Origin of the sequence: Lysinibacillus sp. UBA5990, assembly GCF_002429815.1 — a bacterium.
GTDB lineage: Bacteria > Bacillota > Bacilli > Bacillales_A > Planococcaceae > Lysinibacillus > Lysinibacillus fusiformis.
The window spans coordinates 893,557-917,653 of record NZ_DJAY01000015.1; the positions used below are offsets into that span (position 1 = coordinate 893,557).

A 24,097-nucleotide genomic window follows, 5' to 3' on the forward strand; every position below is an offset into this window, starting at 1 on the left:
TAGCAACTTAATGAAAACGCTTTTTTTTCATAAAAGTGGTCTAGACAACTATACCAAAGGGGGATAAAGAATGTTTGCTTTCTTACAAAAAATCGGTAAGTCACTTATGTTTCCAATCGCGACATTACCGGCAGCAGCCTTGCTTTTGCGTTTAGGTTCTGGGGATATGCTTGGTGCAGTACCGAATGAAGCAATCCAGTATATTGCTAGTATTATGGCCGCTTCTGGAAATGCTATACTAGGCAATTTACCTATTATTTTTGCGATTGGTATTGCGATGGGGTTAGCACATGATAGCAGTGGGGGAGCAGCTCTTGCGGGTGCGATTGCACACCTCGTATTAGTAGCCGTTTTAGGGACGGTTAATGAAGAATTAAATATGGGTGTGTTTGGCGGTATTATTGCCGGTATTACGGCAGGCTTACTGTATAACAAATATTATAATGTGAAATTTCCAGAATGGTTATCATTCTTTGGTGGACGACGGTTTGTACCAATTATTACGTCCATCACCATGGCAATTTTAGCGAGTATTTTAGCGATCGTTTGGGGACCAATTCAGGGCGGTATTGATGCTGTCGGCAATTGGATGATCGGTGCAGGATCACTTGGCGTTGGGATGTATGGTTTTTTCAACCGTCTGTTAATACCAGTTGGTCTTCACCATGTAATCAATACCGTTATTTGGTTTGATTTCGGTGAATTTACGAATGCCGCGGGAGAAATTGTGAAAGGGGATATTAATCGTTTCTTAGCAGGTGATCCAACAGCTGGACATTTCCAAGCTGGTTTCTTCCCAATTATGATGTTCGGTTTACCAGCGGCTTGTCTTGCGATGTATTTTACAGCGAAAAAAGAAAAACGTCCGATCGTTGGTGGGATGTTCGTATCTATCGCTTTAACAGCCTTTTTAACAGGTGTTACGGAGCCGATTGAATTTTCATTTATGTTCTTATCACCAGTACTTTATGGTATCCATGCAGTACTAACAGGTATTTCTCTTGCAGTTGCCTATATAGTTGGGTTCCGTGATGGCTTTGGATTCTCAGCAGGGTTAATTGACTACTTGCTAAACTTAGGTTTGGCCGATAATCCATTACTGCTACTACCATTAGGTTTAGGCTTTGGGGCAATATATTTTGTGGTCTTCTATTTCTTAATTAAAAAACTGGACTTAAAAACACCAGGGCGTGAAGATGATGATGAAGAAGATGGGGAAACAAATTCAGTTATTTCCGATGATATTGATTTACGTGCCTATTACACAATTGAAGCATTAGGTGGTAAAGATAATATTCAGCAAGTGGATTACTGCACGACTCGTTTACGTATGTCCGTACAGGATGCCAGTGTCGTGGATGAGAAAACATTGAAACAAACAGGTGCGCGAGGTGTTATGCGTATTAGTAAAACCAATGTACAAGTAATTATTGGAACATCTGTTGAGTTTTTAGCGGAGGCTATGAAAGAACGTCTGCAAAAAGGCAACCCAGCACCTGCTAATGCCCAATTGCCGACTGAACAGCCTGTAGCGACAGTTGAAGTAAAAAGTGACGCAACAACAACTTTCCATGATTTTGAAATGCCGATGACGGGAGATTTATTACCGTTATCAGAAGTACCGGATGAAGCATTCTCTGCTGGCCTGATGGGTCCTGGTTTTGGGATTCGTCCGACAGATGGAACTGTTTATGCACCGTTTGACGGTCAAGTGGTGATGATTTTCCCTACGAAGCATGCGATCGGTTTAAAATCTGATACAGGATTAGAATTATTAATTCATGTCGGATTGGATACTGTAACGCTTAATGGTGAAGGCTTTGACATGCTTGTGTCAGATGGTCAAACAATTAAACGTGGGGATGCATTATTAAAAGCAGACATCACAAAAATTAAGGATCAAGTGCCTTCCATTATTACGCCTGTCGTTTTCACTAGCCTAATGGGGCAAGAGATTACGCTAGGAAAATCAGGTTACCAAAGAGCAGGCTCTACCAATATTATTTTAATGAAAAAGTAACAATTCATGGGGCTGTTTGCGGAGGAATACATGGGCAATCATATTGCAAATGGATACCTTTTCAACAGCCCTTGTTCAAGAAGAGGAGATGTTTTTCTTGAGTTTAATAATTCGGAACATCACAGTGGTCAATGCTAGTGGACGAGATGAACAGATGGATGTGTGGATGAAGGACGGTAAAATTGCTCAGGTTGCCCATCATATTGAGGCGCAGGGCATTGAACAATTAGATGGTTCAGGCAAGTTTTTATTGCCAGGATTTATTGATATGCATATTCACGGGTCTGCCCAAATGGATACAATGGATGCATCCGATGAAGGGTTACATATCATGGCCAAATCACTTTTAAAAGAAGGTACAACCAGTTTTTTAGCAACTACGATGACACAAAGCTTTGACAATATCGAACGGGCCATCACCAATGTGGCACAATTCCAGCCAAAGCTAGATGAAGCGGAAGTACTTGGTCTTCATATTGAAGGACCTTTCGTATCGAAGCAGCGGGCAGGAGCTCAGCCACTTGATTATATTGTCCAGCCAGATATAGAAGTGATGACAAAATGGCAAGCATTAAGTGGTCAAAAAATTAAACAAATTACGCTAGCACCTGAAGAACCTAATGGAATGACAGCAGTCCAAAGCCTTTCTGAAAACGGAATTATTGTATCAATTGGTCATTCCGATGCTACATTTGAGCAAATGCAAGAAGCTGTTCAATTAGGTGCGTCACAGGGGACTCATTTATACAATCAAATGCGTCCATTCCATCATCGTGATCCTGGTGTGGTCGGTGGGGTTTTGCTTTTAGATGCCATAAAGGCTGAACTGATTGTTGATTTTATTCATATGCATGAAGGAGCTGTGGAAATGGCTTATCGCTTGAAGGGGGCAGACGGAATTATTTTAATAACGGATGCGATGCGAGCGAAGGGTATGCCATACGGTGAATATGATTTAGGTGGTCAATTGGTGCATGTGACAGAATCAGGAGCCCATTTATCGAACGGTTCACTGGCAGGTAGTATTTTAACAATGGATCAAGCTGTACGAAATATGCATCAGATTACCAATTGTACATTGGAGGAGCTTGTGAAAATGTCCAGCTATAATGCCGCTCAGCAATTAAAATTAACGAACAAAGGGCAGCTTATAGAAGGATATGATGCGGATGCAGTGATTGTGGATGAACATTTACTGCTACATCAAACGATTAAAGCTGGCCAAATCAATAGGCATGCAAACAATTAGTAAGAAACGTTTGAAATGAAAAGGTGATAGATCATGAATACCTATTTTCAACAAGTCAATCGCTATTTAACAATGGTGGCACAACAAGAAAATGAACAAATTAACCATCTTGCAAAGTTAATCGTCAAACGTCTCGTACAGGGAGGCATTATCCAGTTATTTGGTTCAGGCCATTCCATGTTATTAGCACAAGAATGTTATTTCAGGGCTGGTGGCTTAGTCCCTGTCAAACCGATACACATTGAATCCTTAATGCTACATCAGGGAGCACGGCAATCCTCACAAAATGAAAAGAAGCAATCATTTTTAGCCTCCTATAAGGATCAGCTACAGTTTGATGACAAAGATGTTTGTATCATTATTTCAACATCTGCCAACAATCCAGTCCCTATTGATATGGCGATCTACGCAAAAGAAGCAGGTGCGCATACGATCTCACTGCAATCATTGGCCTATCAACATCAGCCATCACGCCATCCTACAGGCAAACGTTTAGAGGATATCGTAGATGACGTTTTAAATACGCATGTCCCATTAGGGGATGGGGTTTTAACAGTTGATGAGTTGCAATATGGACCTGTATCTACAGTGTTAGGTGCAGCGCTATTAAATGCTCTATTCGCCCGAATCATTGAAGTTCTGCATGAACAAGGTGCCAGCTTACCAGTGTTTGCTAGCAGTAACCTAGGCAACACCAATAATGACGAGCTCATTGATCAATATGGTCAGCGCATTCATTTTTAAGTCTTTAGGAGAAGGAGGATATGTGGTGAACATAGAAAGATTTGATTCAAAAGAAGATTTATATGCACGTGCAGTAGCCATCATAACAGATGCTAAAAATAATGGGTCCACAACGTTCGGGCTAGCTACTGGTGGGACGATGGAACCGTTGTATGCTAAAATCTGTAAAACGGATATTGATTTTTCGAATTGCATCAGCTTTAATTTGGATGAATATGTAGGGCTTGAAGCCAACCATGAGCAAAGCTATGCCTATTATATGCATCAGCATTTATTTCACGAAAAACCATTCCAGGTATCTTATTTACCAAATGGCTTAGCAGCTGACCCTTTAAAGGAAGCAGCTCGCTATGAGGCGCTATTACAACAACATTCCTTAGACTTTCAATTGCTGGGTATCGGACAAAATGGACATATTGGTTTTAATGAACCAGGCACACCATTTGAATCCTTGACACATCTTGTGACATTGGAAGAATCGACTCGTCACGCCAATGCTCGCTTCTTCTCATCGATTGATGAAGTTCCCACGCAAGCGTTCACTATGGGGATTCAATCTATCATGCGTGCAAAATGCATTTTGTTACTAGCAGTGGGAGAAACTAAGCGTGAGGTGTTAGAACGTGTGCTGGCCTCTGATTATACGGAGGAAATTCCAGCAAGTGTTTTATCCAGACATCCAAATGTCATCATTTTAACAGACTTACAAGTAGAGGAGAATAAATAATGAAAACACAACAATTTACAGTAATCGATCCTTTAGGAATTCATGCACGTCCAGCGAGCCAGCTTGTGGCAAAAGCTACGCCATTCGCTTCAGCTATTGAAGTACGTACGGAAGAAAAAGCAGCAAATTTAAAATCTATTCTTGGGGTAATGGGTTTAGCATTAAAGCAAGGTTCTCAATTTACTCTTTATGTAGAGGGGGAAGATGAAGAGCAAGCATTTGAGGCATTAGCAACATCATTGACAGAAATGGGGCTTGCACAATGACACATCTCACTGGTATTGCCGCTTCAGACGGCATTGCCATTGCTAAAGCGTATCGTTTTGTACAACCGGATTTAACATTTAGCCAAACAACAGTTCAAGATGTTCAGGCGGAGCAGCAACGTTTAGCCGCCGCCCTTGCCAAAACGGAGCAAGAGCTAGTGGCGATCAAACAGCAAACATTAAAAAAATTCAGTGCCGAGGAAGCAGCCATTTTTGATGCGCATTTATTAGTGGTGAATGACCCAGAATTAATTGGGCCTATTAATCAAAAAATAGCTGACGAAGGGGTCAATGCAGAGTTTGCCTTACATGAAGTTTCATCAATGTTTGTGGCATTGTTTGAAAGTATGGATGATGAATACATGAGTGCACGTGCATCCGATATTAAAGATGTGACAAACCGCATGTTAGCACATTTACTCGGTGTACATATTCCAAACCCAAGTAATATTAGTGAACAGGTGATTATTATAGCCAATGATTTGACTCCTTCAGAGACGGCTCAATTGGATCGTAACTTTGTTCTTGGCTTTATTACTGATATTGGGGGCCGTACCTCTCATTCAGCGATTATGGCCCGTTCGTTAGAGATTCCTGCAGTAGTTGGAACTGGAGCAGCAACGACGACTATTCAAGATGGAGATTTATTAATCGTGGATGGTTTATCAGGTCAAGTGCTGATCAATCCGACGGCAGATGTGATTGCCAGCTATCAAGAAAAAGCACAAAGCTATCGTACTCAACAAGCGGAATGGTCAACTTTAGTAAACGAACAAACGGTGTCTCAAGACGGTGTACATGTAGAGCTAGCCGCTAATATTGGCTCTCCAGGCGATTTGGAGGGCGTGTTGCGTCACGGGGCTGAAGGAATTGGCTTATATCGAACAGAGTTTTTATATATGGGTCGAGAAAATCTGCCATCTGAGGATGAGCAATTTACAGCTTATAAGACAGTTCTTGAAGGAATGCAAGGTAAGCCTGTGGTCATTCGAACACTAGATATTGGTGGAGACAAACACTTGCCGTATTTACCGCTACAAGAAGAAATGAATCCATTCCTTGGTCATCGTGCCATTCGTCTATGCTTGGATCAACAGGAATTATTCCGTACGCAATTGCGCGCATTACTAAAAGCATCTGTATATGGCAATCTGAAAATTATGTTCCCAATGATTGCGACTATACAAGAGTTCCGAGATGCCAAAGCTATTTTGTTAGATGAGCAAGAAAAGCTAGTAGCAGCAGGGAAGGAAGTAAGTGCTGACATTGAAATAGGCATGATGGTGGAAATCCCTGCTACAGCAGTGATGGCTGATGTTTTTGCTAAGGAAGTTGACTTTTTCTCCATTGGAACGAATGATTTAATTCAATATACAATGGCTGCAGATCGTATGAATGAAAAAGTATCTTATTTATATCAGCCTTATAATCCAGCTATTTTACGCTTGATTCAAATGGTGATTCATGCCGCCCATCAAGAACAGAAATGGGTAGGGATGTGTGGAGAGATGGCAGGTGATGAGCTAGCAGTTCCTTTATTGCTTGGCTTAGGCTTAGATGAATTTTCAATGAGCGCAACATCCATTTTAAAAACACGTTCTTTATTGAAGCGCCTGTCTGTAAAGGACATGCAAGCTTTAGCGGCTGAGGCATTACAATGTGCAACAGCTGAAGAAGTTATGGAAAAAGTAAAGCATGCAGTAAAATAACTTTATGCTCAAAACCATCTGGAGGGTGGTTCAGGCTGTAGATGAACTCAAAAAATTTGAGTTGTCTACAGTCTTTTTTCATTTCGATGAAATAGAACGAAGAAGATTAAGCATTAACTCAATAGCTTTCTTTTGGAATATGATTCAATGTCTTACCATATTGCGAATCAATAAATAATTTTACAGATTCATCTCTATTCAACAAAATTCCATTTAAATCAAATAATACTGCTTTTATTCCCATGCAATAAAACCTCCGCCTTCATAATAGGAGCTAGGAGAAAAAGTAAAGTAGTTGAAGTGCTCTTCAACTACTTTTTATTGAAATTATATATGCTTTGAAATAAGTTGTTGGAGTTTTTCTGGAAGCGTCGGTAAATCGTGCATCGTAATCGTTGTTCGAACGTAGCTTTCATCCATCTCTAAAGCCTCTGCAAAGAAGCTCCCAATGCCTCTTACTTTGCGGTCAATTTGTAAAAGAATTTCTGCTGAATGATTGGACTGGGACAGGAAGACCATTTCAAGTTCATCTAGATGACCTCTAAAGGAGCCTGTTGGTACAAATTCAAACTCCTGTACAAATGGATAATACCCACGGAAGCGAGCTGGGGCTTGCTCACATTCTGCTTCTCGTAAACGAAAACCTAATCGACCTATAGCATCAAGTATTTGCGCTGCGAGGCTTGTTGGCTGGACACGAATATAATCTTTGTCACTTGGGTCAACGGCGTTTTTAATATCGAGTCCAGTTTGAATCCAAACCTGCGTTTTGCCCGCACTAATCGGTGTCTCAAATGGCAGTGTCAACGAAATGGGAATGACCTTCTCTTCACTAGCAGCTAGTGTAAAAGGCTCTGTCACTTTGACTTTTTGTAGAGTGGCCACCTCTGTATGTTTATGATCATTTGACTCTCGTATATATGTCGTATTAATAGACAGATAGATGGAATCCACTTGTTGTTCAACTTGACCGCCACGCACGATGATTTCCCCGCGCATGACTTCTCCAGCTTGATAAGTATCTTTTTCCAACCTTGTATCGACCGTTGCTGAACCTATCCCAAAACTTGCTAGTGCTTTATGAAAAAAAGACATTCTTACATTCCTCCTACTGACATTGTTAGCTATACATACGCACAGTTTGAAAAAAGGTTTCAAGACTCGCAAATTTTCACCATACTAATTGAAAATCGAAAAGGGATGCAGTACCTCAAACGGAAGGACCTCTCTCCGTGAAGATTCGAATTAAAGCTTCTACCAACAAAAAGACATACTTTGATCACATCATCGTCTTCTAAAAACAGGAGAGTCGATTTCTGCATCATTTATTCATATTTAACCTTTATACTAGTTTTGGCTAGTTTGTAAAGCTGAAATGATGAACAGATTGAAGGTGTTTAAATTGTATAGTTTTTTGTCAGCTATTAGTCAGTTTCTAAGTGAGCCGATCAATCAATTTTTAAATGCATATGAGCATTCAGCATGGGCTATGGCGATTCTGTTAGGTCTCATAGGGGCACTAGCTCCATGCCAAATAACCGGCAATATGAGTGCTATTACATTTTATGGAAATAAAACCATGCAAATGAAAAATAATTGGCAGGAGATACTGTTTTTTATTTTTGGCAAAATAGTTGTTTTTAGTGGACTTGGGCTTTTAGCATGGTTATTTGGTCAATCGTTTGAAACTAAAATGACATTGTATTTTCCCATTTTCCGTCAGGCCATTGGACCAATTATGGTGATGACAGGACTCGTTTTATTAGGTTTATTGAAGCTGAAATTTTTAAATCGTCTGTCGATGTTTATTCCTCCCGTTATGAAAGGGGGCAAATTAGGCTCTTTTTTAATGGGCGCTAGTTTCTCTATTGCCTTTTGTCCGACCATGTTTGTGCTGTTTTTTGTATGGCTAATGCCCATCGTAACTGGCACATCCTATGGGTTTATCTTACCTAGTATTTTTGGGGTTGCAACTTCTGTACCACTACTCATTATGCTTCTTTTCATTTATCTTTTCGATGCTAAGCGACTCATTTTACGAACAAGCATGAAGATGGGGAGAGTTATTCAAAAAGTGGCAGGCATATTGTTACTATTACTAGGTATAATGGACACGATTACATATTGGGGAATAACTTAGCATGTAATATGTAAGGAGCGATCAAAATGAATCCAGATATGAATCTTTTTTTAGCCTTTGGCGCAGGGTTTTTAAACTTTATTTCGCCATGCACCTTACCGCTCTATCCTGCTTTTATTTCTTATATTACAGGGATGTCACTGGATGAGCTTCAGGGAAACAATAAAAAATTAAGAACGATTGGTATGTTGCATACACTGTTCTTTTTAATTGGATTTTCAGTAATTTTTATTTTCTTAGGATATAGCTCATCTGTTGTCGGGTGGTTTTTCTTCCAGTACCAAGATGTATTGCGACAGGTTGGGGCTATTTTAATTGTTCTCTTTGGTTTAATTATTATAGGGGCCTTGACCCCGAAGTTTTTAATGCAAGAAAAACGTCTTTCCTTTAAAAATCGTCCTACAGGCTACTTGGGCTCCTTTTTCATCGGGCTTGCCTTTGCAGCGGGATGGACCCCTTGCACAGGTCCGATTACTGGGGCAGTTTTTATGATGGCTTCTCAACATCCAGGGATGGGTATGTTTTATATGGTTGCCTATGTTTTAGGGTTTGCCATACCATTTTTCCTGCTATCACAATTTGTCACGAAACTCGCATGGATACGAAAATATAGTCAAACGATTACAAAAGTGGGTGGCTATTTCATGATTGTGTTAGGAATTGTTTTATTTTTCGACGGTTTAACAGTAATCATCATTTGGCTAAGCCCATTGTTCGATGGTTTTTCAGGATTTTAACGCTCTTCATCATTCCTCTATACTACTTTGTTACATTACTTTTGTCGTAACAAACAGTATTGATTTTACTTATAGGTGTGTGTAGTACTAGTAAAACAGCAGACGATGTTTCTCTCAATGAACGGGGCTGGAAAGATACGATGTCCATTGAACCAGATGAAACAGTTAAATTGGCAGGAAGATTCAAGATAAGGGTGTCTATATGTTCCATTGTCATTTATTAGTGCATAAAGATATTGGTATGATGGGACAAGTGAAGGTAGAATAGAAACTTTTTGAAACAACAAAAGGTAGCTGATCAAAAATCAGCTACCTTTTGTTATTGCTCAAGCTTTGTTAATGTTTTGCCACTCCAACCAAAAATAACCGTTAGAATTGGTCCAAGCAAACAGAAGAAGGTGAATGGTAGGTAATCGAGTGTGGAAATTCCAAGGACACTTGTGATGAAAATACCACAGACACTCCAAGGTACAAGTGGATTGACAACCGTTCCAGCATCCTCCATGACACGTGATAAGTTTTTAGGTGCTAGGCCAACCTTCGCAAATTGAGCTTTAAATGCTTCACCCGTTAACAGGATAGATAAATACTGCTCACCGATTAATGTATTGACTCCAATGCCGGTAAGAGCGGCGCCTGTAATAACGGAACCGGCACTTTTAAATAAGCTTTCAACCTTAGCTAAAATACTTTGTATGATACCAAGTGTGAACAAAAGGCCACCCATTGTTAAGGCCAGTAAAACAAGAGCAATTGTAAATAGCATACTATTCATGCCTCCGCGTGTCAGTAAGGCATCTACTTCCTTATTACCAGAGTGAGAGACATAGCCATCAAATAAAACTTTGAAGACGTCTGAAGCTGGTAGGGGATCTAGTGTATAAGATAGGCCTACACCGAGAATAGAGACAACGGCTAATGTAATAACGGCAGGAGCTTTATAAAAAGTCATAATAACGAGGACAACAATTGGCAATAATGTATACCAATGAATAAGTCCTGTAGTCAATAATCCTTCTTTAAATTGCTCCACAGTGTCAAAAGATGTTGCTTCGCCTGTTGGCGATAAAATAGCGTATAGTACGAATGAGATCAGGAAAGCAGGGATAGTTGTCCAGCCCATATTTTTAATATGTTCAAATAAATCTACACCGACTGTTCCTGAGGCAAGATTGGTTGTATCGGATAATGGTGACATTTTATCACCAAAAAAAGCACCAGAAACAATTGCACCAGCTGTTATGGTTAATGAAATGTCCATGGCACCTGCGATACCCATAAATGCCACTCCGACAGTTGCTACTGTTGTTAACGAACTACCAACAGAAATACCAACGATGCTACAAATTAAAAAAACAATGGCAAAGAAAAAGTTTGGTGAAACAGTTAAAAAACCATAATAGATGAGCGTAGGGATTGTTCCACCCATCATCCAGCTCGAAATTAAAATACCAATAAAGAAAAAGATGAAAACAGCGCCCAATCCAGCACTAGCACCAGCAATCATTCCACCCTCTAGATCGCGAAAGGGAACTTTTTTTAGTAATCCATAGGCTAGTAAAAGTGAAATAACGAGAAAAATCGGAATATGGGGTGTTGCTTTTAAATACCCAATACTAATAGATATTGTGGCAATAATTAAAAGTATAACGAAGCTTGCCTCAATAAATCGAGGGTTGCTTTTAGCTTCTATTCGAAACATATGAAACCTCCTAATAAATACTTCTTCGCTTCAATGCGGTGAAGCCCAAAAGTATTATAGCACGCTAATATTTTTTGTCAATTGACAGAAAATTGCAGGATTCCCTCAAGTAAATGCTCTGTCCGCAATTTTATGTATAAGCAGTAACGAGGACGAGCATAACAAATAGGAAAGGTGACATGTTTCGACATTCTGTAGGTAAAAAATAACAGGGGTAATACTTATATCGAATGTAAATATCGTTTACAATTCCTTAACATTTCACGTGGTAAACAAATAGGGAGAAAAAAGATTATTTCAAGTATTTTTATAAAAATAACAGAAAAAATGGTCATATTTAAAGAAAAAATAGTGATTTTTATTATTTGATTTCCAACGTTTACAACTTGGAAACCAGCCTGAAAATAAATGTGGCAAATTTTATATTACAGTTTTGTAAAATCAACATTTAACTGTTTAAAATTTTGTAGAATTGTGTAAATGTTTTGTTATGATGGTTCAGAAATTGATAATTTTTATTTTACAGGAGGAACAAGATGTTCAACTCAAACAAGCAAGATCCATTTTTTCAGTCATTATTAAAAATCGCTAAAAATGTGAATGAGGGAATTTATTATGCTCATAATGCCCATATTCAAGATATAGATGCGTTAAAAGAAATTGCCGATACAATGAAAGAATATGAAACAAGCGGCGATAAATTAATTCATGAGCTTATCGTTATGCTCAATAAATCATTTATGACACCAATTGAGCGAGAAGATATCTTAGCTTTAGCCAATAAATTAGATGATGTAATTGATGGAATGGAAGGCTGTATTGCTCACTTCAATATGTACAATTTAACGGAAGTAACGGAGCCAATGCGTCAATTCCTAACATATATTGCGAAGAGTACTGATGAGATGGTACAAGCCATGGAGCTATTAAATAATAAAAAGCTTGTAGAGATGCGTAAACATGCGATTCAAATTAAAGATAATGAACGTGAATGTGATGAAATCTTCCGTTCCTCTATGAAACAGTTATTTATTCAAGAAAAAGATCCAATGCGCCTCATTGTTTTCAAGGATATTTATGAGCAATTCGAGGATATTGCTGATAGCTGCCAAACAGTGGCAAACACAATTGAAACAATAATTATGCGTAACGCATAAGATGGAGTGTAACAAATGGATACAATATTACTAATTACCATATTAGTCGTTATATTCGCCTTAGTGTTCGACTTTATAAACGGCTTCCATGATACAGCGAACGCTATTGCAACGTCTGTATCAACCCGTGCATTAAAACCACGTACAGCGGTTTACATGGCTGCGGTTATGAACTTCGTCGGAGCCATTACATTCGTTGGGGTTGCCAAAGCCTTAACAAAAGATATTGTGGACCCGTTTACCTTGAATGCCTATGATGGCGATATCACAGGTTCTGTCGTCATTTTAGCAGCTCTATTATCTGCCATTACATGGAATTTACTGACATGGTATTTTGGAATTCCATCTAGTTCCTCCCATACATTAATTGGGTCAGTAGCAGGTGCCGCTATTGCAGCAGCTGGATTCAGTATTCTGAACTATGCTGGGTTTATTAAAATTTTACAAGCATTGATTTTCTCACCACTACTAGCGTTTGCCGCTGGTTTCCTAATGATGACCATATTGAAGGTTATCTTTAAAGATATGAATTTATACCGTACAAATAAAGGCTTCCGTACCATGCAAATCGGGACAGCTGCCTTGCAATCATTTACACACGGAACGAACGATGCTCAAAAAGCGATGGGTATTATCACATTAGCTTTAATCGCAGGTGGATTACACACAGGTGACGATATTCCTTTCTGGGTACGTTTTGCAGCAGCTACAGCAATGGGTCTTGGTACCTCTGTAGGTGGTTATAAAATCATCAAAACAGTGGGTGGCAAAATTATGAAAATTCGCCCAGTGAATGGAGTAGCAGCTGATTTAGCTTCGGCTTCCATCATCTTTGGTGCGACATTAATACACTTACCAGTATCCACAACACATGTTATTTCTTCATCTATCATGGGTGTAGGAACAGCACACCGTGTCAAAGGCGTTAAATGGGGAATGGCCCGTAAAATCGTCACAACATGGGTCATCACTATGCCAATCTCTGCAGTAATGGCCGCATTAATTTACTATTTTTTAAGTTTATTTTTCTAGCTTGATCAGAAGAATGCACAATCACTGTGCATTCTTTTTTTGTTTGGGAAAAAGTTCCGGATAGCCCAAGCAGAGTGTAGGATAGAATTGAGGAAACGGATTGAATGAGTGAAGTGACGGATAGCGCTGCTGAAGTGACGGATAGAACGACCAAAGTGAAGGATAACCCGTGCAGAAGAAATGGAAAACCCCAATCATTTGTGCAAAATTCAGATTCGTTCTATGTTAAATATAAAGAAAGTGTAAAGTTCGGAGAAAATCGTATTTTCCGTAGTAAGGTTAGTGCAGGAGGAGAATGAATGAAGGTAAAGTTATTACTGATTGAGGATGATGCAGCTATTGGTCGCATTGTCAAAGATACAATGGAGCAAGAGGGCTATCTTGTAACATGGGCCACTACAGGTCTTGAAGGGCTGGCAGATTTTCAGGCACAACCATTTGATTTAGTGTTGGTGGATTGGATGCTACCAGAAATGGATGGTCTTACGGTTTGTCAAAATATACGTTGGGAAAGTGATGTGCCCATCCTTATGATGAGTGCTCGTAAGGAAGAAGCGGATAAGGTGGAGGGCTTGCAGGGAGCGGACGATTATATTGCAAAGCCGTTTAGTTTGGAGGAATTAAAGGCTCGGGTGGCATCTCATCTTAGACGCTGGAGACGCTATAACAAGAAAGACGATGTAGAAAAGCAGACTGCCTATGCCAATGGATTATTAATTGATTGGCAACGAGAAATAGTGAGCGTTAATCAGCAAGAAATAGCGTTAACTCAAAAGGAATTTGCTCTTGTCAATCTATTAGCAAAAAATCCGAATCAAACTTTTACGAAAGAGGAACTATATCAGCATATTTGGCAGCAAACGACTTTAGAGGACACACATACTGTCACAGTACATATTAAGGCACTACGAGAAAAGCTTAAGGATTCGGTTAAACATCCATATTTTATTCAAACTGTGTGGGGCAAGGGTTACCGTTTTATTGGTGAACCATTATGAAAATTAAATCTTGGTTACTTATCACTTTTTTTATTGTCATGGTGTTGCCCATATCTGGTGCTTATAGTCTATATGTGTGGATAAATGCTTATTATCAAGATAAAAATGTTGCCGAATACTTTGATAAATGGACAGAGCTAAATCAGGTAAAAGCGGTCGTTGACAATCCAGCACTATATCAAAAAAATGCAAATTTAGAAGAGATAGAAGAGCTGACCAATGAGCAGCTAGCGATTACACTTTACACGAAATCAGGTTTTGTCTTATATTCCTCTAACCCTTTACAATCGGGCTATGTATGGAAAGAGCGTATGTTTAAAGGTTTATATGATTTACAACAATCGTACAACGCCTTTACCTACAAGGAGCCTGTATATCACAATGGGGACTTGTTGGGCATCTATGAAATTCAATTAATAAGAACTGATTGGGTAAAAGGTGTAGAGAAGCGTTCATGGCTTGTTATTATAGGCGCCATCTTGCTGTTTCTAGTGATTTATATAGGGGTCATTTTGTTGCTTAATGGGAAACTTAATCGACCATTAAGAGAACTGATGCATCAAATGCGAAATTTTGCCAAAGGTGAGCATATAGAATCCAATTTAAGTACAAGAAAAGATGAGATTGGTTCACTCTCCCAAACATTTTTGGCGATGCAACATGAAATTGAAATGACCCGGGCTTCCTTAAAAGTAGAACAACAGCAAAAAGAGATGATGATTGCAAGTATCTCCCACGATTTAAAAACGCCTCTTACCGCTATTCAAGCCTATGCCGAATCCTTACTAAACAATGATTTATCACAACAGCAGCAAGAAGAATATCAGCAGGTCATCATCACGAAGGCTGATCGAATGAAGCATATGCTAGAAGATTTATTGATGTTTACATTACTCCAATCAACGAACTATGAATTAGAGCTAGTAGCCGTTGATGGGGAAGAATTTTTTGAGATGGCTTTGTCAGACTATGAACCGTTATGTAAGGAACAAGGTTTTACATTAGAAGTGTTCTGTGATGTAGATGGGCTGTATGCTGTGCACCCTAAACAACTTCAGCGCGTGATTGATAATTTATTGAGCAATGCATGGCGTTATGGTGAGATCGGTACATCTATTGGTTTAGCAGCGATTAAAGCTGGAAGTTTTCCGGAATGGGGGTTTGATTTCCTTAAGCCAGCTTTAACGAAGCAAGAGGGGATGTATTTGATCGTGCAGAATGTTGGGCAGGGCTTGCCACAAAAGGACATTGTAAAGTTATTCGAGCCTATGTATCAAGCGGATCATGCAAGATCAAAGGCTGGAGAACGAGGAACGGGACTTGGCTTAAATATTACAAAACAAATAATTGAAAAACATGGTGGCACTGTAGAGTTGCTTTCTAGGGAGAATGATGGAACAGCTGTTATCTGCTGGCTACCACCTATAAAGGAGTAAATGAACTATGAATTGGAAAAAATCATGCCGAGCAGCGGGCTTAATCGCTGCCATGACATTTAGTTTAGTAGGCTGTAATACGGAGGCATCGTATTCACCGCAAGAAATTATTGAGCAAGCACTCCAGGAATCGAGGGAACCACTTACCTATTATGGCGAATATACGTTAGAAATGGGGGAGCTAGGTGGCAAAGCTCAGGTGAAAGAATGGGTCAAGAATAGCAATAGACGTATAGAGATGAAAGGGGATAATGATGAACATGTCATCACGATCAAAACTGATTCTGAACTGATAAGTTATGATGTCACTCAACATACAGCCTATAAAATGGCTTATCCACAAGGTGATTTAGACGGACTGCAATCGCCTAGGGAAGAGGTACAGCTTGTTTTTAATTTGGTTAAAGATACACATGATATTAAGATATCCGGTGAAGAGAAGGTTGCTGGGAGAGACACATATAAAATTGTAGCAAAAGCTAAAAAAACTGAATCATTATTTGGGGATATAGAAGCATGGATTGACAAAAAAACTTGGCTGACGTTAAAAATGAAATCAGATAATGCGGGTAATCAAATGATCACTGAATACTCAAAAATAAATGTTGGTGAAAAAATTGATGATCAACAATTTATGCTTGATCTACCAAAGGATGTAACAATCCAAGAAATTAGCGGTGAAGATACTTCAGAATTAATTTCATTGGACGAAGCGAAGCAACAACTAGAAAAGTTTTTAATGGTTCCGCAAGCAAATGGTCTTACTATAGATAAAATTTCAATGGTTAAAGGATTAGAGGATCGACCAGAATATTCTTTTGACATTGGATTAGATGGGGAGCTAGCTTTTTTCGTCACTATTTTTAAAGCAGATGATAGTATCGCTGAAATTGGCCCCATCTTAAATGAAAAAGAGATAGATATTCGAGGACAAAAAGGAACGGTTATGGATGATAAAAATTTCCGTTCGATTGCTTGGCAAGAAAACGGCTACCAATATAGTATTATTGGCGAAAATCCTGAATTAACGATAGAGGATCTTGTAAGCTATGCAAAACAAATGGAACTTGTTCAATGAGGTGATGCTATGAAACGAGCACAAGGGTTGAAATGTCTTGCACTGTTTTTATTTACTACTATTTTTTTATACGGGGTAGGCGATACCTATCAAGTGTCTTGGCTACAATTTCATTTTACAGGCCAATATGATGAAGTAGGCTTTTATTTCAGCTTTACTTCACTTATTCCGATATTAATAGGATTATTGATGGTAGGGCTTTATGAATCACTGTTAAAACGATTAATATAAAAAGTTTAAAGGCAGGATCTCGGATGAGGGGTCCTGCTTCTTCTAGTAGGAATACAGAGTATCTATTACAATGTTTATGTAAAAAGGTTTTAAAAGGAGGTTTTATCCTCAACAATAGATTTCCCCCTTGTTAATAGTCAGTTGCTTTTTTTTTACGTTAACGTATTTACATCATTTAAAAGAGAAGACATTCAAGTAAATGAATCATTGATCCCTTAAGGAGCCTGGTTATCCAAGCTCCTATTTTTTTGCTTCATCTTGCTCATTATGCAATCTGCTGTAAATGTGTTTTTGTAAAGGCTTCGTCATATTTTAATCCGTAACCGAGTGCTCGATCTAAGAAAATATGTGCCAGCCAAATCAAGGCCACCATTAGAAGTGTTGGTATGGAAAGCGTAAAGCCAATCACGAGAAGTACAGCAGGTATGACAAAGCTATGGCCCATATTATAGCAAAGGGCACCCATTTTTGAATTGATCAAATAACCGACCATAGTGATATCAGGCAGCAATAAAAATAAAATAAATGATAGCCATGAAAAATCTAAATGCCCATAAAAAAAGGCCGTCAAGATAAAGGCGATGACATATTCTAGAGAGATAATTTTACGTAGTTTCATTCTAGCCACGACCTTCCTGTAAATTTTGGTACATACCTTCAATAAGTGAGTTAATTTTTTCTTGATTGTTTTTAAATTGTCCATTAGCCATTAACGTTTTAGTTAGCTGTAGCGATTGTAGTGCATGCTGATAAAAGTGCATGAGCTGTTCAATATGGTCAATCTTTGCAGAAAATAGCTGTACTGTTTCTTCATTACACTTTGTGGATATAGGTTTTTGTTCGAGTGTCAGTAAATAGTTGATTTCTTGTAAGGTAAAGCCAAGCTGGCGAAGGACGAGAATAAATTTCATGGTCTGTTCACATGTGCCATCATACTCACGGTAGCCATTGTTTAACTTCTGTGGATGTAATAGTCCTTCTTTTTCGTAATAACGGACTGTATCGGTGGATAATTGAAACTTCTCGGCAAATTGTTTAATTTTCATATGAGCACCTCCTAAAATCATCCTAACATTGGAGTATGCTCCAAGGTCAATAAACTTTAAGAAAAAATTTGAAACGGTCATGAAGTGGGAATCGTTTATTGTGTAAGAGGAGGAGGTGGATGGCATACTTGAACAAATAATTGATGAACATGCAGAGCATTTATTGCGTCTCGCTTATTTTTATGTAAAGAACCGACAAACGGCGGAGGATATTGTACAGGAGGTTTTTATTAAATTTTCTCAATGTAATTATGAGGAACGTGGGCAGCTACGCGCTTTTTTATCCACTTTAACGATTAATCAAAGCAAGGATTATTTAAAAAGCTGGCATTATAAAAAACTACTAGTACAAGAAAAAGTGTTTCCTATGAAGTGGAATAAACAGCGTGATGAGCTAGTCGTGGCGGAGGAGCGATCCTCTGTGGGAGCCTCAATATTAAAGCTAACACTTCTGTATCGAGAGCCAATCATTCTTTATTATTTTGAAGAAATGAAAATACATGACATTGCCCGCTTATTAGGAGTTTCAGAAAATACGGTGAAAACAAGGCTGAGACGGGCAAGAGAGGCATTAAAGCCCCATCTGAAGCAGGAGGAATGGGAGGTGCTAAAGGATGAATAAATTACACAAAGAATTGGTGAAAGTAGCGGGGGATATGACGAGTAGCAAAGAACGTGTTAAACATCGTGTGCTCCATCCTAGGAATTCCAACAAGAAGCCTTATCGATTCACACTTTTATCGGTCGTGCTCACCCTATGTGTGGCAGGATTTATACTGGTACAGCTGTTAGGGAAGGGAACAACCCAGACGACTACATGGTTTCATGAAACACAGCTCAATCATTTCGAGCGTATAACCCAAATGATGTGGCCAAATCAAAACAAGGAATATTATAAAGAAGAGGCTTATCGTTCGTATGAGAAGCTTGTTGCTGCCTACTATTTTGCAGAGTCATTAGGAATTACCTATACGAAGGATGAACTTGAGATGGAGAGGAAAAACTTCGTTGAGCAAATGGAAATACTAAAACAATCGCCTAAATATAAAGCTTTTTTTCGAGGGTTAGAACCAAGTAAATATGTGGATGTTTATATGAAACCCCTCCTGCCGATGTATACAGCTAGAACGAAGCTCTACGCGGTGTATAAGGAAAAATATCCAACTTTTTATGCCTACAAAGGAGTAGCAGATATTGAGGCTAGTCGGTACTTCCAAATGAATTTTGCTGAACAGGTGACGGCCTTTCAAAAGGAAAATAACATCGTGGACCATTCTAGTACATCTGGCACCTCTTTAGTGGGAACCGTTGCAAAGGTTGAGTCAAATATCTTTTTATTTATCGAAGGTATTATTCCAAAAGATCTCGATCATATGACAGAAAAACAGTTGGAGGAAAAGTATGAGCAAGCTGACTGGTACCCTGTATTAGCTGATTTTCCTGTAGAGCAAGGGGACTATATTACCCTCCATTCGACTGAAACGGGTAGTATAGAGGAAAATGGGGGTGTCCGAAAATATGGCTTATTAAACGATGTGAAGGTATTAGAGCCTGACGTCACTGTGGAGCTCAATCTGCAAAATGAACAAGAAGTAGCTGAATTCTTGCAGGATATACCTTGGCAGACTGCTGACTATATGAGAAGCCCACCTAATTACTCCTTTCAGGTGGAAGGGGTGCGTATTGAATTATGGAAAGGCTATGGAGGTTCACTTTATCTCCAAAAGATAGGAAGCGGAGAAATCAAATTGAACTCCGAAAAGGCTAAGAAATTAAAAGAATTACTGGGTATAGAAGAATCTTAACAAGTCTCTGTGAAAGAGGCTTGTTTTTTGTTAGCGAGAAAATTATAGTGAAAGTACTATGTTAAATTTACCATTAAAATATAAAATTAGAAACATAGGATAATATACACAATAATTTGTTTGTCTAGTATTAATTGCTTAATTTTGTAAAAATAAATGAGTCCAAAGAATTGTAATATTTTATTTGTGCAGGTAGTATTAAAGAAGTAAGGTTGAAGATAAGGGGGAGCGGTATGAACGTACAAGAATTTGAAGAATTATGGATTACGCTCAATGAATTGTATAACGCGGATCGTTTTTTAGAATATATAGAAATAAGTAGTGCCGCAGTCGAAAGTGCCATTAAGCTTGGAATGTATGATAAGGCAATCCTTCTATTACGTTATAGCTGTGCCAGCTATTTTCAAACAGGTGATTTACAGCTATCGATTAGTGTACTTGAACAATATCGTGAGCTAACTTTTCAACATGGTAATGATATTGATCTCATTCAGTATTATAATATAGCCGCGATTTATTGGGGGACATTTGGTCATTTAAAGAAATCTGAAGAGCTGATGTTAAAGGGCTTAAAAATTGCTGAATCTATTCAACATGTGGAGAGCTTGGGGAAAATTTATAATAATCTGAGCGATTTGGAAATCTCTATGGGCAATTATCGTACAGCCAAGGAATTCGCCTTAAAAAGTCTTTATTACTCGAATGCGTTTGAAGTGCAACATAAAGAGCCTTATACAGGAATTATGTATCCAAAAACAAACCTAGCAGTATCACTTATATGGCTGAATGAGTTTGATGAGGCCAATATACTATTACAAGAACTACTAGCCACGATTCATAACCCGCCTTATTCAAAAGTACAATTAGAGGTTTTCAATGCCTATGCCATTCTCTGTGAACGACAGGGACGGGTAAGTGAAGCTATTGATTTATATCAAAAGACTAAACATTATGCTTTGCAAAACAATGATCTGTCTTTGCTTCAAATCATCTATAATTCATTAGTGAAGCTTATAGAGGATCAAGGCAATAAAATTGTATTATGTGCTGTTCAAAAAGAATATATTAATATTTTGTTAGAAATTCAACGTGAAAATTACTCTCATGTATTATTTGAAATGGAGTACAACGATCATAAGAAGCAATTTGAAAAAAATGCTTATTTCGATCCGCTGACGAATATTTACAATCGACGCTACTTTGATGAAAATGCAAAGAGGATGCTCGAAAAAGCAGCTGAAGGTAATCAGCAATTAGCATTAATGATGGTGGATTTAGATCATTTTAAAGAAATTAATGATATGAATGGTCATCTATTTGGAGACGATGCATTAACGAATACCGCCAAAACATTGCAAGATTATTTTCAACCCTTTGAATCAATAGTCGCACGTTTTGGTGGAGACGAGTTTATAATTCTCAGTCAAGTAAAAGAGGGGGAAACGGTACAAACATTGGCCGACAACCTTTATCAAACCTTAACGGCTTTGTCACTCACGATGAATGGTGAAACAGTTCAATTGGAATTTAGTATTGGTGTTAGTACTAATAATTTTGGCAAGATAAAGATAGTGGAAGAGCTCATCAAACATGCAGATGAAGCGCTCTACAAGTCGAAGCGTAATGGACGCAACCAACTTACGCACTATAACCATTATTGTGATGTGGGAAATGGTATTTAAAGAGAAAGAGGCATGACTTTATAGTAGGTGCCTCTTTCATGTACGTTTACAAGCTACTGTATGGATTAATAATGCCGTAAAATACGATATCTTCAAAAATTCCATTTTTAAAAACATGATCCTTTAACTTACCTTCATACTGCATGCCACACTTCTCCATGATTTTGCCAGAGGCGGGATTGGAAAGAAAATACTGCGCATAAACACGATGATACTGTTTTTCTTTAAAAGCAAATTCAATGATGGCACGGGCAGCTTCTGTTCCATAGCCATTTCCCCAATACGGCTCACCTATCCAATAAGCCATTTCTCCATTTTGGTGTTGTTGACGATTCGACAGTCCAATTGCCCCATATAAATGCCCACTTTGTTTGTTCGTTATGGCAAATTCATAAAGCTTCTCTTGCTCAAAATTTTGTTGATGATTGGAAATCCATGACATTGCACACTCTAACGTATAGGGATAGGGTAAATTTAACGTGCTTTTATATAGAGCAAAATTATTACATAATAAACTTACTTCAGGTGCATCAGCTTCTGTGAAAAGTCGGAGCAAGAGACGCTCGGTTTCTATTGTTTTTTCTGCAGCTTTGTAAATCATTGAAATACCTCCTTCATCAATGGTAAAACCGATTATAGCACAATAAAAAGAAAAACAAACCAAATAATGGATATTCGTATCATCATGAAATTAGATAAAAATTTATTGTAAAACGATAAATTTTATGGTAAATTGAACAGGATAATAAATAAAAGAGGTGCGTAATATGAAACGGGAAACGCTCTTTTTAAAGATCGCTGTTTTTCTAATGGGATTGCCAGTTTTTGCCTTATGTATATGGGTGGTGCCACGTGTTGCTTTAGATACAGCCCAGCATTCACCGGTCTTAACGACTGTTGCATTACTTGGCGTCTACGCAACGGCAATCGCTTATTTTGTTGCTCTATATACGACGATCAAACTGCTAAGCTATATTGATCAAAACATTGCATTTTCAGAGCTATCCGTGAAAGCTTTAATTAAAATAAAATATTGTGCAATTGTCATTAGTAGTGTTTACGTGGTTGGCATGCCACTGATATACTATGCTGCAGAAGTAGACGATGCCCCAGGTCTTATACTTATTGGAATGGTCATTATTGGTGCTTCTTTTGTAGTGGCAGTTTTTGCAGCTGTTCTTCAAAAGCTTCTAAAAAATGCCATCGATATCAAATCAGAAAATGATTTAACGGTTTGAGGTGAATACTATGGCGATGATTATCAATATTGATGTCATGTTGGCGAAACGGAAAATGAGTGTAACAGAACTTTCAGAGAAGGTTGGCATAACGATGGCGAATCTTTCTATTTTGAAAAATGGTAAGGCGAAAGCGATTCGCTTTTCAACGTTAGAGGCGATTTGTGAGGCGTTAGAATGTCAGCCAGGGGATATTTTAGAATATAAAAGAAACGAAGAATAAAGACTGTAGGTAAAAGCCGTCGAGAATCACTCTCGATGGCTTTTGTCGTTTTTCGTACGGGTCATCAGCATCTAATTAGAATGGGATAGCTCTTTTTATTGTAAAAAAAATGTAGAAAATATTGCCATATGGAATATAGTTGTGCTACGATAAAGCTAAGATAATTCGACAGTCAGTCGGTCGGTTGTAGGGGGTTATTAAGATGAGGGAAATGAAAAAGGCAGAAGAACGCAGAAATGAAATTTTAGATGCAGCAGATGAACTGTTTACGCAGAAGGGATTTGATGGCACTAGCACAAATAATATTCTTGAAAAAGTAGGGATTGCACGCGGTACTCTTTATTATCATTTTAAATCCAAGGAAGATATTATGGATGCCCTCATCGAACGTTATACGGAAACGATGTTAACGAAGGCAAGGGCAGTGGCAGGGGATAGTAGCATTGCGGTGAATGAGCGCATATTGAGGGTTGTGATGGCATTAAATATGCAGAATGAAAATGGTCAGGAAATTATGGACCATATTCATAAGCCACAAAATGCATTAATGCATCGAAAAATACAGCAGGTGGTTATGAATCAAGTACCGCCATTATTGACGAGTATTATCCGTGAGGGTATTGAACAAGGAATTTATCATACACCGTACCCATACGAATGCATGGAGATGATTGTTGCCTATACAAATACCGTTTTCGATGATGATTTGGTGTTGTTGTCAGATGAAGAACGGGCTGCTCGTGTCCCAGCATTTATCTTCAATGTGGAGAGAATGCTTGGCGTGGAAAGTGGTAGTTTGTTGTACATGATGAAAATGTTTGGTCATGAAGGGGAAGACGGGACGAAATAATTGTACTTAGGGTCTTAAAACTGACAA

Annotated in this window: 27 protein-coding genes and 1 pseudogene; 22 read left to right on the forward strand and 6 right to left on the reverse strand. The window is 38.5% G+C overall.

Features of this window, described 5'->3' with window-relative positions:
- The first annotated feature begins 70 nt into the window (after positions 1-70).
- The 6 genes from nagE to ptsP all read left to right on the forward strand — a co-directional run bounded on the left by nagE (position 71) and on the right by ptsP (position 6,715).
- Positions 71-2,020, forward strand: a complete 1,950-nt coding sequence (gene nagE, locus B3D94_RS16820; protein ID WP_291758545.1) for an N-acetylglucosamine-specific PTS transporter subunit IIBC — start codon at positions 71-73, stop codon at positions 2,018-2,020.
- Between the two features lie 97 nt (positions 2,021-2,117).
- Positions 2,118-3,269, forward strand: coding sequence for an N-acetylglucosamine-6-phosphate deacetylase (gene nagA / locus B3D94_RS16825; RefSeq protein WP_069483310.1), 1,152 nt, complete (start codon positions 2,118-2,120; stop codon positions 3,267-3,269).
- Between the two features lie 33 nt (positions 3,270-3,302).
- On the forward strand, positions 3,303-4,013 hold the full coding sequence (locus tag B3D94_RS16830) for an SIS domain-containing protein (protein ID WP_291758546.1): 711 nt from the start codon (positions 3,303-3,305) through the stop codon (positions 4,011-4,013).
- Positions 3,991-4,740 (forward strand): glucosamine-6-phosphate deaminase, encoded by a 750-nt coding sequence (locus tag B3D94_RS16835; RefSeq protein ID WP_414674011.1) that lies wholly within the window; start codon positions 3,991-3,993, stop codon positions 4,738-4,740. The genes B3D94_RS16830 and B3D94_RS16835 overlap by 23 nt, the downstream gene beginning before the upstream one ends.
- Entirely contained in the window at positions 4,740-5,006 is a 267-nt protein-coding gene (locus B3D94_RS16840) for an HPr family phosphocarrier protein (RefSeq protein ID WP_069480967.1), read from the forward strand. Before B3D94_RS16835 ends, B3D94_RS16840 begins: the two co-directional genes overlap by 1 nt.
- Positions 5,003-6,715, forward strand: a complete 1,713-nt coding sequence (ptsP, locus tag B3D94_RS16845) for a phosphoenolpyruvate--protein phosphotransferase (RefSeq protein ID WP_069480968.1) — start codon at positions 5,003-5,005, stop codon at positions 6,713-6,715. The genes B3D94_RS16840 and ptsP overlap by 4 nt, the downstream gene beginning before the upstream one ends.
- A gap of 118 nt (positions 6,716-6,833) precedes the next feature.
- Here ptsP and B3D94_RS16850 read toward each other — a convergent pair whose 3' ends face one another.
- Positions 6,834-6,959: a hypothetical protein gene (locus B3D94_RS16850; RefSeq protein WP_414673997.1), complete on the reverse strand. Its 126-nt coding sequence runs from the start codon at positions 6,957-6,959 to the stop codon at positions 6,834-6,836.
- 83 nt (positions 6,960-7,042) lie between these two features.
- A complete protein-coding gene (locus tag B3D94_RS16855; protein ID WP_069480969.1) occupies positions 7,043-7,810 on the reverse strand; it encodes a sporulation protein in 768 nt (255 codons plus the stop codon).
- A gap of 307 nt (positions 7,811-8,117) precedes the next feature.
- On the opposite strand from B3D94_RS16855, the gene B3D94_RS16860 reads away from it, so the two are divergent.
- From B3D94_RS16860 to B3D94_RS23050, 3 genes and pseudogenes are all read left to right on the forward strand, one after another.
- On the forward strand, positions 8,118-8,855 hold the full coding sequence (locus B3D94_RS16860; protein ID WP_069480970.1) for a sulfite exporter TauE/SafE family protein: 738 nt from the start codon (positions 8,118-8,120) through the stop codon (positions 8,853-8,855).
- Between the two features lie 26 nt (positions 8,856-8,881).
- On the forward strand, positions 8,882-9,592 hold the full coding sequence (locus B3D94_RS16865) for a cytochrome c biogenesis CcdA family protein (protein ID WP_069480971.1): 711 nt from the start codon (positions 8,882-8,884) through the stop codon (positions 9,590-9,592).
- 116 nt (positions 9,593-9,708) lie between these two features.
- Positions 9,709-9,860, forward strand: a pseudogene (locus B3D94_RS23050) (multicopper oxidase domain-containing protein); the annotation flags it as partial.
- A gap of 51 nt (positions 9,861-9,911) precedes the next feature.
- Here the strand turns inward: B3D94_RS23050 and nhaC are convergent.
- Positions 9,912-11,294: a Na+/H+ antiporter NhaC gene (nhaC, locus tag B3D94_RS16875; RefSeq protein ID WP_069480972.1), complete on the reverse strand. Its 1,383-nt coding sequence runs from the start codon at positions 11,292-11,294 to the stop codon at positions 9,912-9,914.
- Between the two features lie 536 nt (positions 11,295-11,830).
- On the opposite strand from nhaC, the gene B3D94_RS16880 reads away from it, so the two are divergent.
- From B3D94_RS16880 to B3D94_RS16910, 7 genes are all read left to right on the forward strand, one after another.
- Complete coding sequence (locus B3D94_RS16880; protein WP_025114899.1) at positions 11,831-12,451, forward strand: DUF47 domain-containing protein; 621 nt, start codon at positions 11,831-11,833, stop codon at positions 12,449-12,451.
- Between the two features lie 15 nt (positions 12,452-12,466).
- Positions 12,467-13,483: an inorganic phosphate transporter gene (locus tag B3D94_RS16885; RefSeq protein ID WP_008175807.1), complete on the forward strand. Its 1,017-nt coding sequence runs from the start codon at positions 12,467-12,469 to the stop codon at positions 13,481-13,483.
- 104 nt (positions 13,484-13,587) lie between these two features.
- Positions 13,588-13,782 carry a hypothetical protein gene (locus B3D94_RS16890; RefSeq protein ID WP_069480973.1) on the forward strand — a complete coding sequence of 65 codons (195 nt, stop codon included), beginning with the start codon at positions 13,588-13,590 and terminating at the stop codon, positions 13,780-13,782.
- Positions 13,783-14,481 (forward strand): response regulator transcription factor, encoded by a 699-nt coding sequence (locus B3D94_RS16895; protein ID WP_291758558.1) that lies wholly within the window; start codon positions 13,783-13,785, stop codon positions 14,479-14,481. It abuts the gene before it with no gap.
- Positions 14,478-15,917, forward strand: coding sequence for a HAMP domain-containing sensor histidine kinase (locus tag B3D94_RS16900; RefSeq protein WP_291758560.1), 1,440 nt, complete (start codon positions 14,478-14,480; stop codon positions 15,915-15,917). The genes B3D94_RS16895 and B3D94_RS16900 overlap by 4 nt, the downstream gene beginning before the upstream one ends.
- Before the next feature lie 7 nt (positions 15,918-15,924).
- Entirely contained in the window at positions 15,925-16,995 is a 1,071-nt protein-coding gene (locus tag B3D94_RS16905) for a LolA family protein (protein ID WP_291758562.1), read from the forward strand.
- A gap of 9 nt (positions 16,996-17,004) precedes the next feature.
- The gene (locus B3D94_RS16910; RefSeq protein ID WP_036225161.1) at positions 17,005-17,226 is read left to right on the forward strand and encodes a hypothetical protein; all 222 of its coding nucleotides are present in this window, start codon (positions 17,005-17,007) and stop codon (positions 17,224-17,226) included.
- A gap of 265 nt (positions 17,227-17,491) precedes the next feature.
- Here B3D94_RS16910 and B3D94_RS16915 read toward each other — a convergent pair whose 3' ends face one another.
- Both B3D94_RS16915 and B3D94_RS16920 read right to left on the reverse strand, forming a co-directional pair.
- On the reverse strand, positions 17,492-17,845 hold the full coding sequence (locus B3D94_RS16915) for a DUF4260 domain-containing protein (RefSeq protein WP_069480977.1): 354 nt from the start codon (positions 17,843-17,845) through the stop codon (positions 17,492-17,494).
- Between the two features lies 1 nt (position 17,846).
- Complete coding sequence (locus B3D94_RS16920) at positions 17,847-18,272, reverse strand: MerR family transcriptional regulator (RefSeq protein ID WP_069480978.1); 426 nt, start codon at positions 18,270-18,272, stop codon at positions 17,847-17,849.
- A gap of 115 nt (positions 18,273-18,387) precedes the next feature.
- Here B3D94_RS16920 and B3D94_RS16925 point away from each other — a divergent pair, with 115 nt between their 5' ends.
- The 3 genes from B3D94_RS16925 to B3D94_RS16935 all read left to right on the forward strand — a co-directional run bounded on the left by B3D94_RS16925 (position 18,388) and on the right by B3D94_RS16935 (position 21,759).
- A complete protein-coding gene (locus tag B3D94_RS16925) occupies positions 18,388-18,894 on the forward strand; it encodes a sigma-70 family RNA polymerase sigma factor (protein ID WP_069480979.1) in 507 nt (168 codons plus the stop codon).
- Complete coding sequence (locus B3D94_RS16930) at positions 18,887-20,077, forward strand: hypothetical protein (RefSeq protein ID WP_291758566.1); 1,191 nt, start codon at positions 18,887-18,889, stop codon at positions 20,075-20,077. Before B3D94_RS16925 ends, B3D94_RS16930 begins: the two co-directional genes overlap by 8 nt.
- Before the next feature lie 233 nt (positions 20,078-20,310).
- The gene (locus tag B3D94_RS16935; protein ID WP_291758568.1) at positions 20,311-21,759 is read left to right on the forward strand and encodes a tetratricopeptide repeat-containing diguanylate cyclase; all 1,449 of its coding nucleotides are present in this window, start codon (positions 20,311-20,313) and stop codon (positions 21,757-21,759) included.
- Between the two features lie 46 nt (positions 21,760-21,805).
- Here the strand turns inward: B3D94_RS16935 and B3D94_RS16940 are convergent, their stop codons facing one another.
- Complete coding sequence (locus B3D94_RS16940) at positions 21,806-22,360, reverse strand: GNAT family N-acetyltransferase (RefSeq protein ID WP_291758569.1); 555 nt, start codon at positions 22,358-22,360, stop codon at positions 21,806-21,808.
- Positions 22,361-22,526: 166 nt separating this feature from the next.
- On the opposite strand from B3D94_RS16940, the gene B3D94_RS16945 reads away from it, so the two are divergent.
- From B3D94_RS16945 to B3D94_RS16955, 3 genes are all read left to right on the forward strand, one after another.
- Entirely contained in the window at positions 22,527-22,997 is a 471-nt protein-coding gene (locus B3D94_RS16945) for a DUF2975 domain-containing protein (protein ID WP_291758571.1), read from the forward strand.
- A 10-nt stretch (positions 22,998-23,007) separates the two neighbouring features.
- On the forward strand, positions 23,008-23,220 hold the full coding sequence (locus B3D94_RS16950; protein ID WP_008175824.1) for a helix-turn-helix domain-containing protein: 213 nt from the start codon (positions 23,008-23,010) through the stop codon (positions 23,218-23,220).
- Positions 23,221-23,422: 202 nt separating this feature from the next.
- A complete protein-coding gene (locus tag B3D94_RS16955; RefSeq protein WP_036146244.1) occupies positions 23,423-24,070 on the forward strand; it encodes a TetR/AcrR family transcriptional regulator in 648 nt (215 codons plus the stop codon).
- The last annotated feature ends 27 nt before the right edge of the window (positions 24,071-24,097 follow it).

Excerpts from the sequence above, each read along its gene's own strand:
- nagE (WP_291758545.1), top strand. The coding sequence starts at position 71 with ATGTTTGCTTTCTTACAAAAAATCGGTAAGTCACTTATGTTTCCAATC.
- B3D94_RS16830 (WP_291758546.1), top strand. The coding sequence starts at position 3,303 with ATGAATACCTATTTTCAACAAGTCAATCGCTATTTAACAATGGTGGCA.
- B3D94_RS16835 (WP_414674011.1), top strand. The coding sequence starts at position 3,991 with ATGGTCAGCGCATTCATTTTTAAGTCTTTAGGAGAAGGAGGATATGTG.
- B3D94_RS16840 (WP_069480967.1), top strand. The coding sequence starts at position 4,740 with ATGAAAACACAACAATTTACAGTAATCGATCCTTTAGGAATTCATGCA.
- ptsP (WP_069480968.1), top strand. The coding sequence starts at position 5,003 with ATGACACATCTCACTGGTATTGCCGCTTCAGACGGCATTGCCATTGCT.
- B3D94_RS16850 (WP_414673997.1), bottom strand. The coding sequence starts at position 6,959 with ATGGGAATAAAAGCAGTATTATTTGATTTAAATGGAATTTTGTTGAAT.
- B3D94_RS16855 (WP_069480969.1), bottom strand. The coding sequence starts at position 7,810 with ATGTCTTTTTTTCATAAAGCACTAGCAAGTTTTGGGATAGGTTCAGCA.
- B3D94_RS16865 (WP_069480971.1), top strand. The coding sequence starts at position 8,882 with ATGAATCCAGATATGAATCTTTTTTTAGCCTTTGGCGCAGGGTTTTTA.
- nhaC (WP_069480972.1), bottom strand. The coding sequence starts at position 11,294 with ATGTTTCGAATAGAAGCTAAAAGCAACCCTCGATTTATTGAGGCAAGC.
- B3D94_RS16880 (WP_025114899.1), top strand. The coding sequence starts at position 11,831 with ATGTTCAACTCAAACAAGCAAGATCCATTTTTTCAGTCATTATTAAAA.
- B3D94_RS16885 (WP_008175807.1), top strand. The coding sequence starts at position 12,467 with ATGGATACAATATTACTAATTACCATATTAGTCGTTATATTCGCCTTA.
- B3D94_RS16890 (WP_069480973.1), top strand. The coding sequence starts at position 13,588 with ATGAGTGAAGTGACGGATAGCGCTGCTGAAGTGACGGATAGAACGACC.
- B3D94_RS16895 (WP_291758558.1), top strand. The coding sequence starts at position 13,783 with ATGAAGGTAAAGTTATTACTGATTGAGGATGATGCAGCTATTGGTCGC.
- B3D94_RS16900 (WP_291758560.1), top strand. The coding sequence starts at position 14,478 with ATGAAAATTAAATCTTGGTTACTTATCACTTTTTTTATTGTCATGGTG.
- B3D94_RS16905 (WP_291758562.1), top strand. The coding sequence starts at position 15,925 with ATGAATTGGAAAAAATCATGCCGAGCAGCGGGCTTAATCGCTGCCATG.
- B3D94_RS16910 (WP_036225161.1), top strand. The coding sequence starts at position 17,005 with ATGAAACGAGCACAAGGGTTGAAATGTCTTGCACTGTTTTTATTTACT.
- B3D94_RS16915 (WP_069480977.1), bottom strand. The coding sequence starts at position 17,845 with ATGAAACTACGTAAAATTATCTCTCTAGAATATGTCATCGCCTTTATC.
- B3D94_RS16920 (WP_069480978.1), bottom strand. The coding sequence starts at position 18,272 with ATGAAAATTAAACAATTTGCCGAGAAGTTTCAATTATCCACCGATACA.
- B3D94_RS16930 (WP_291758566.1), top strand. The coding sequence starts at position 18,887 with ATGAATAAATTACACAAAGAATTGGTGAAAGTAGCGGGGGATATGACG.
- B3D94_RS16935 (WP_291758568.1), top strand. The coding sequence starts at position 20,311 with ATGAACGTACAAGAATTTGAAGAATTATGGATTACGCTCAATGAATTG.
- B3D94_RS16940 (WP_291758569.1), bottom strand. The coding sequence starts at position 22,360 with ATGATTTACAAAGCTGCAGAAAAAACAATAGAAACCGAGCGTCTCTTG.
- B3D94_RS16945 (WP_291758571.1), top strand. The coding sequence starts at position 22,527 with ATGAAACGGGAAACGCTCTTTTTAAAGATCGCTGTTTTTCTAATGGGA.
- B3D94_RS16950 (WP_008175824.1), top strand. The coding sequence starts at position 23,008 with ATGGCGATGATTATCAATATTGATGTCATGTTGGCGAAACGGAAAATG.
- B3D94_RS16955 (WP_036146244.1), top strand. The coding sequence starts at position 23,423 with ATGAGGGAAATGAAAAAGGCAGAAGAACGCAGAAATGAAATTTTAGAT.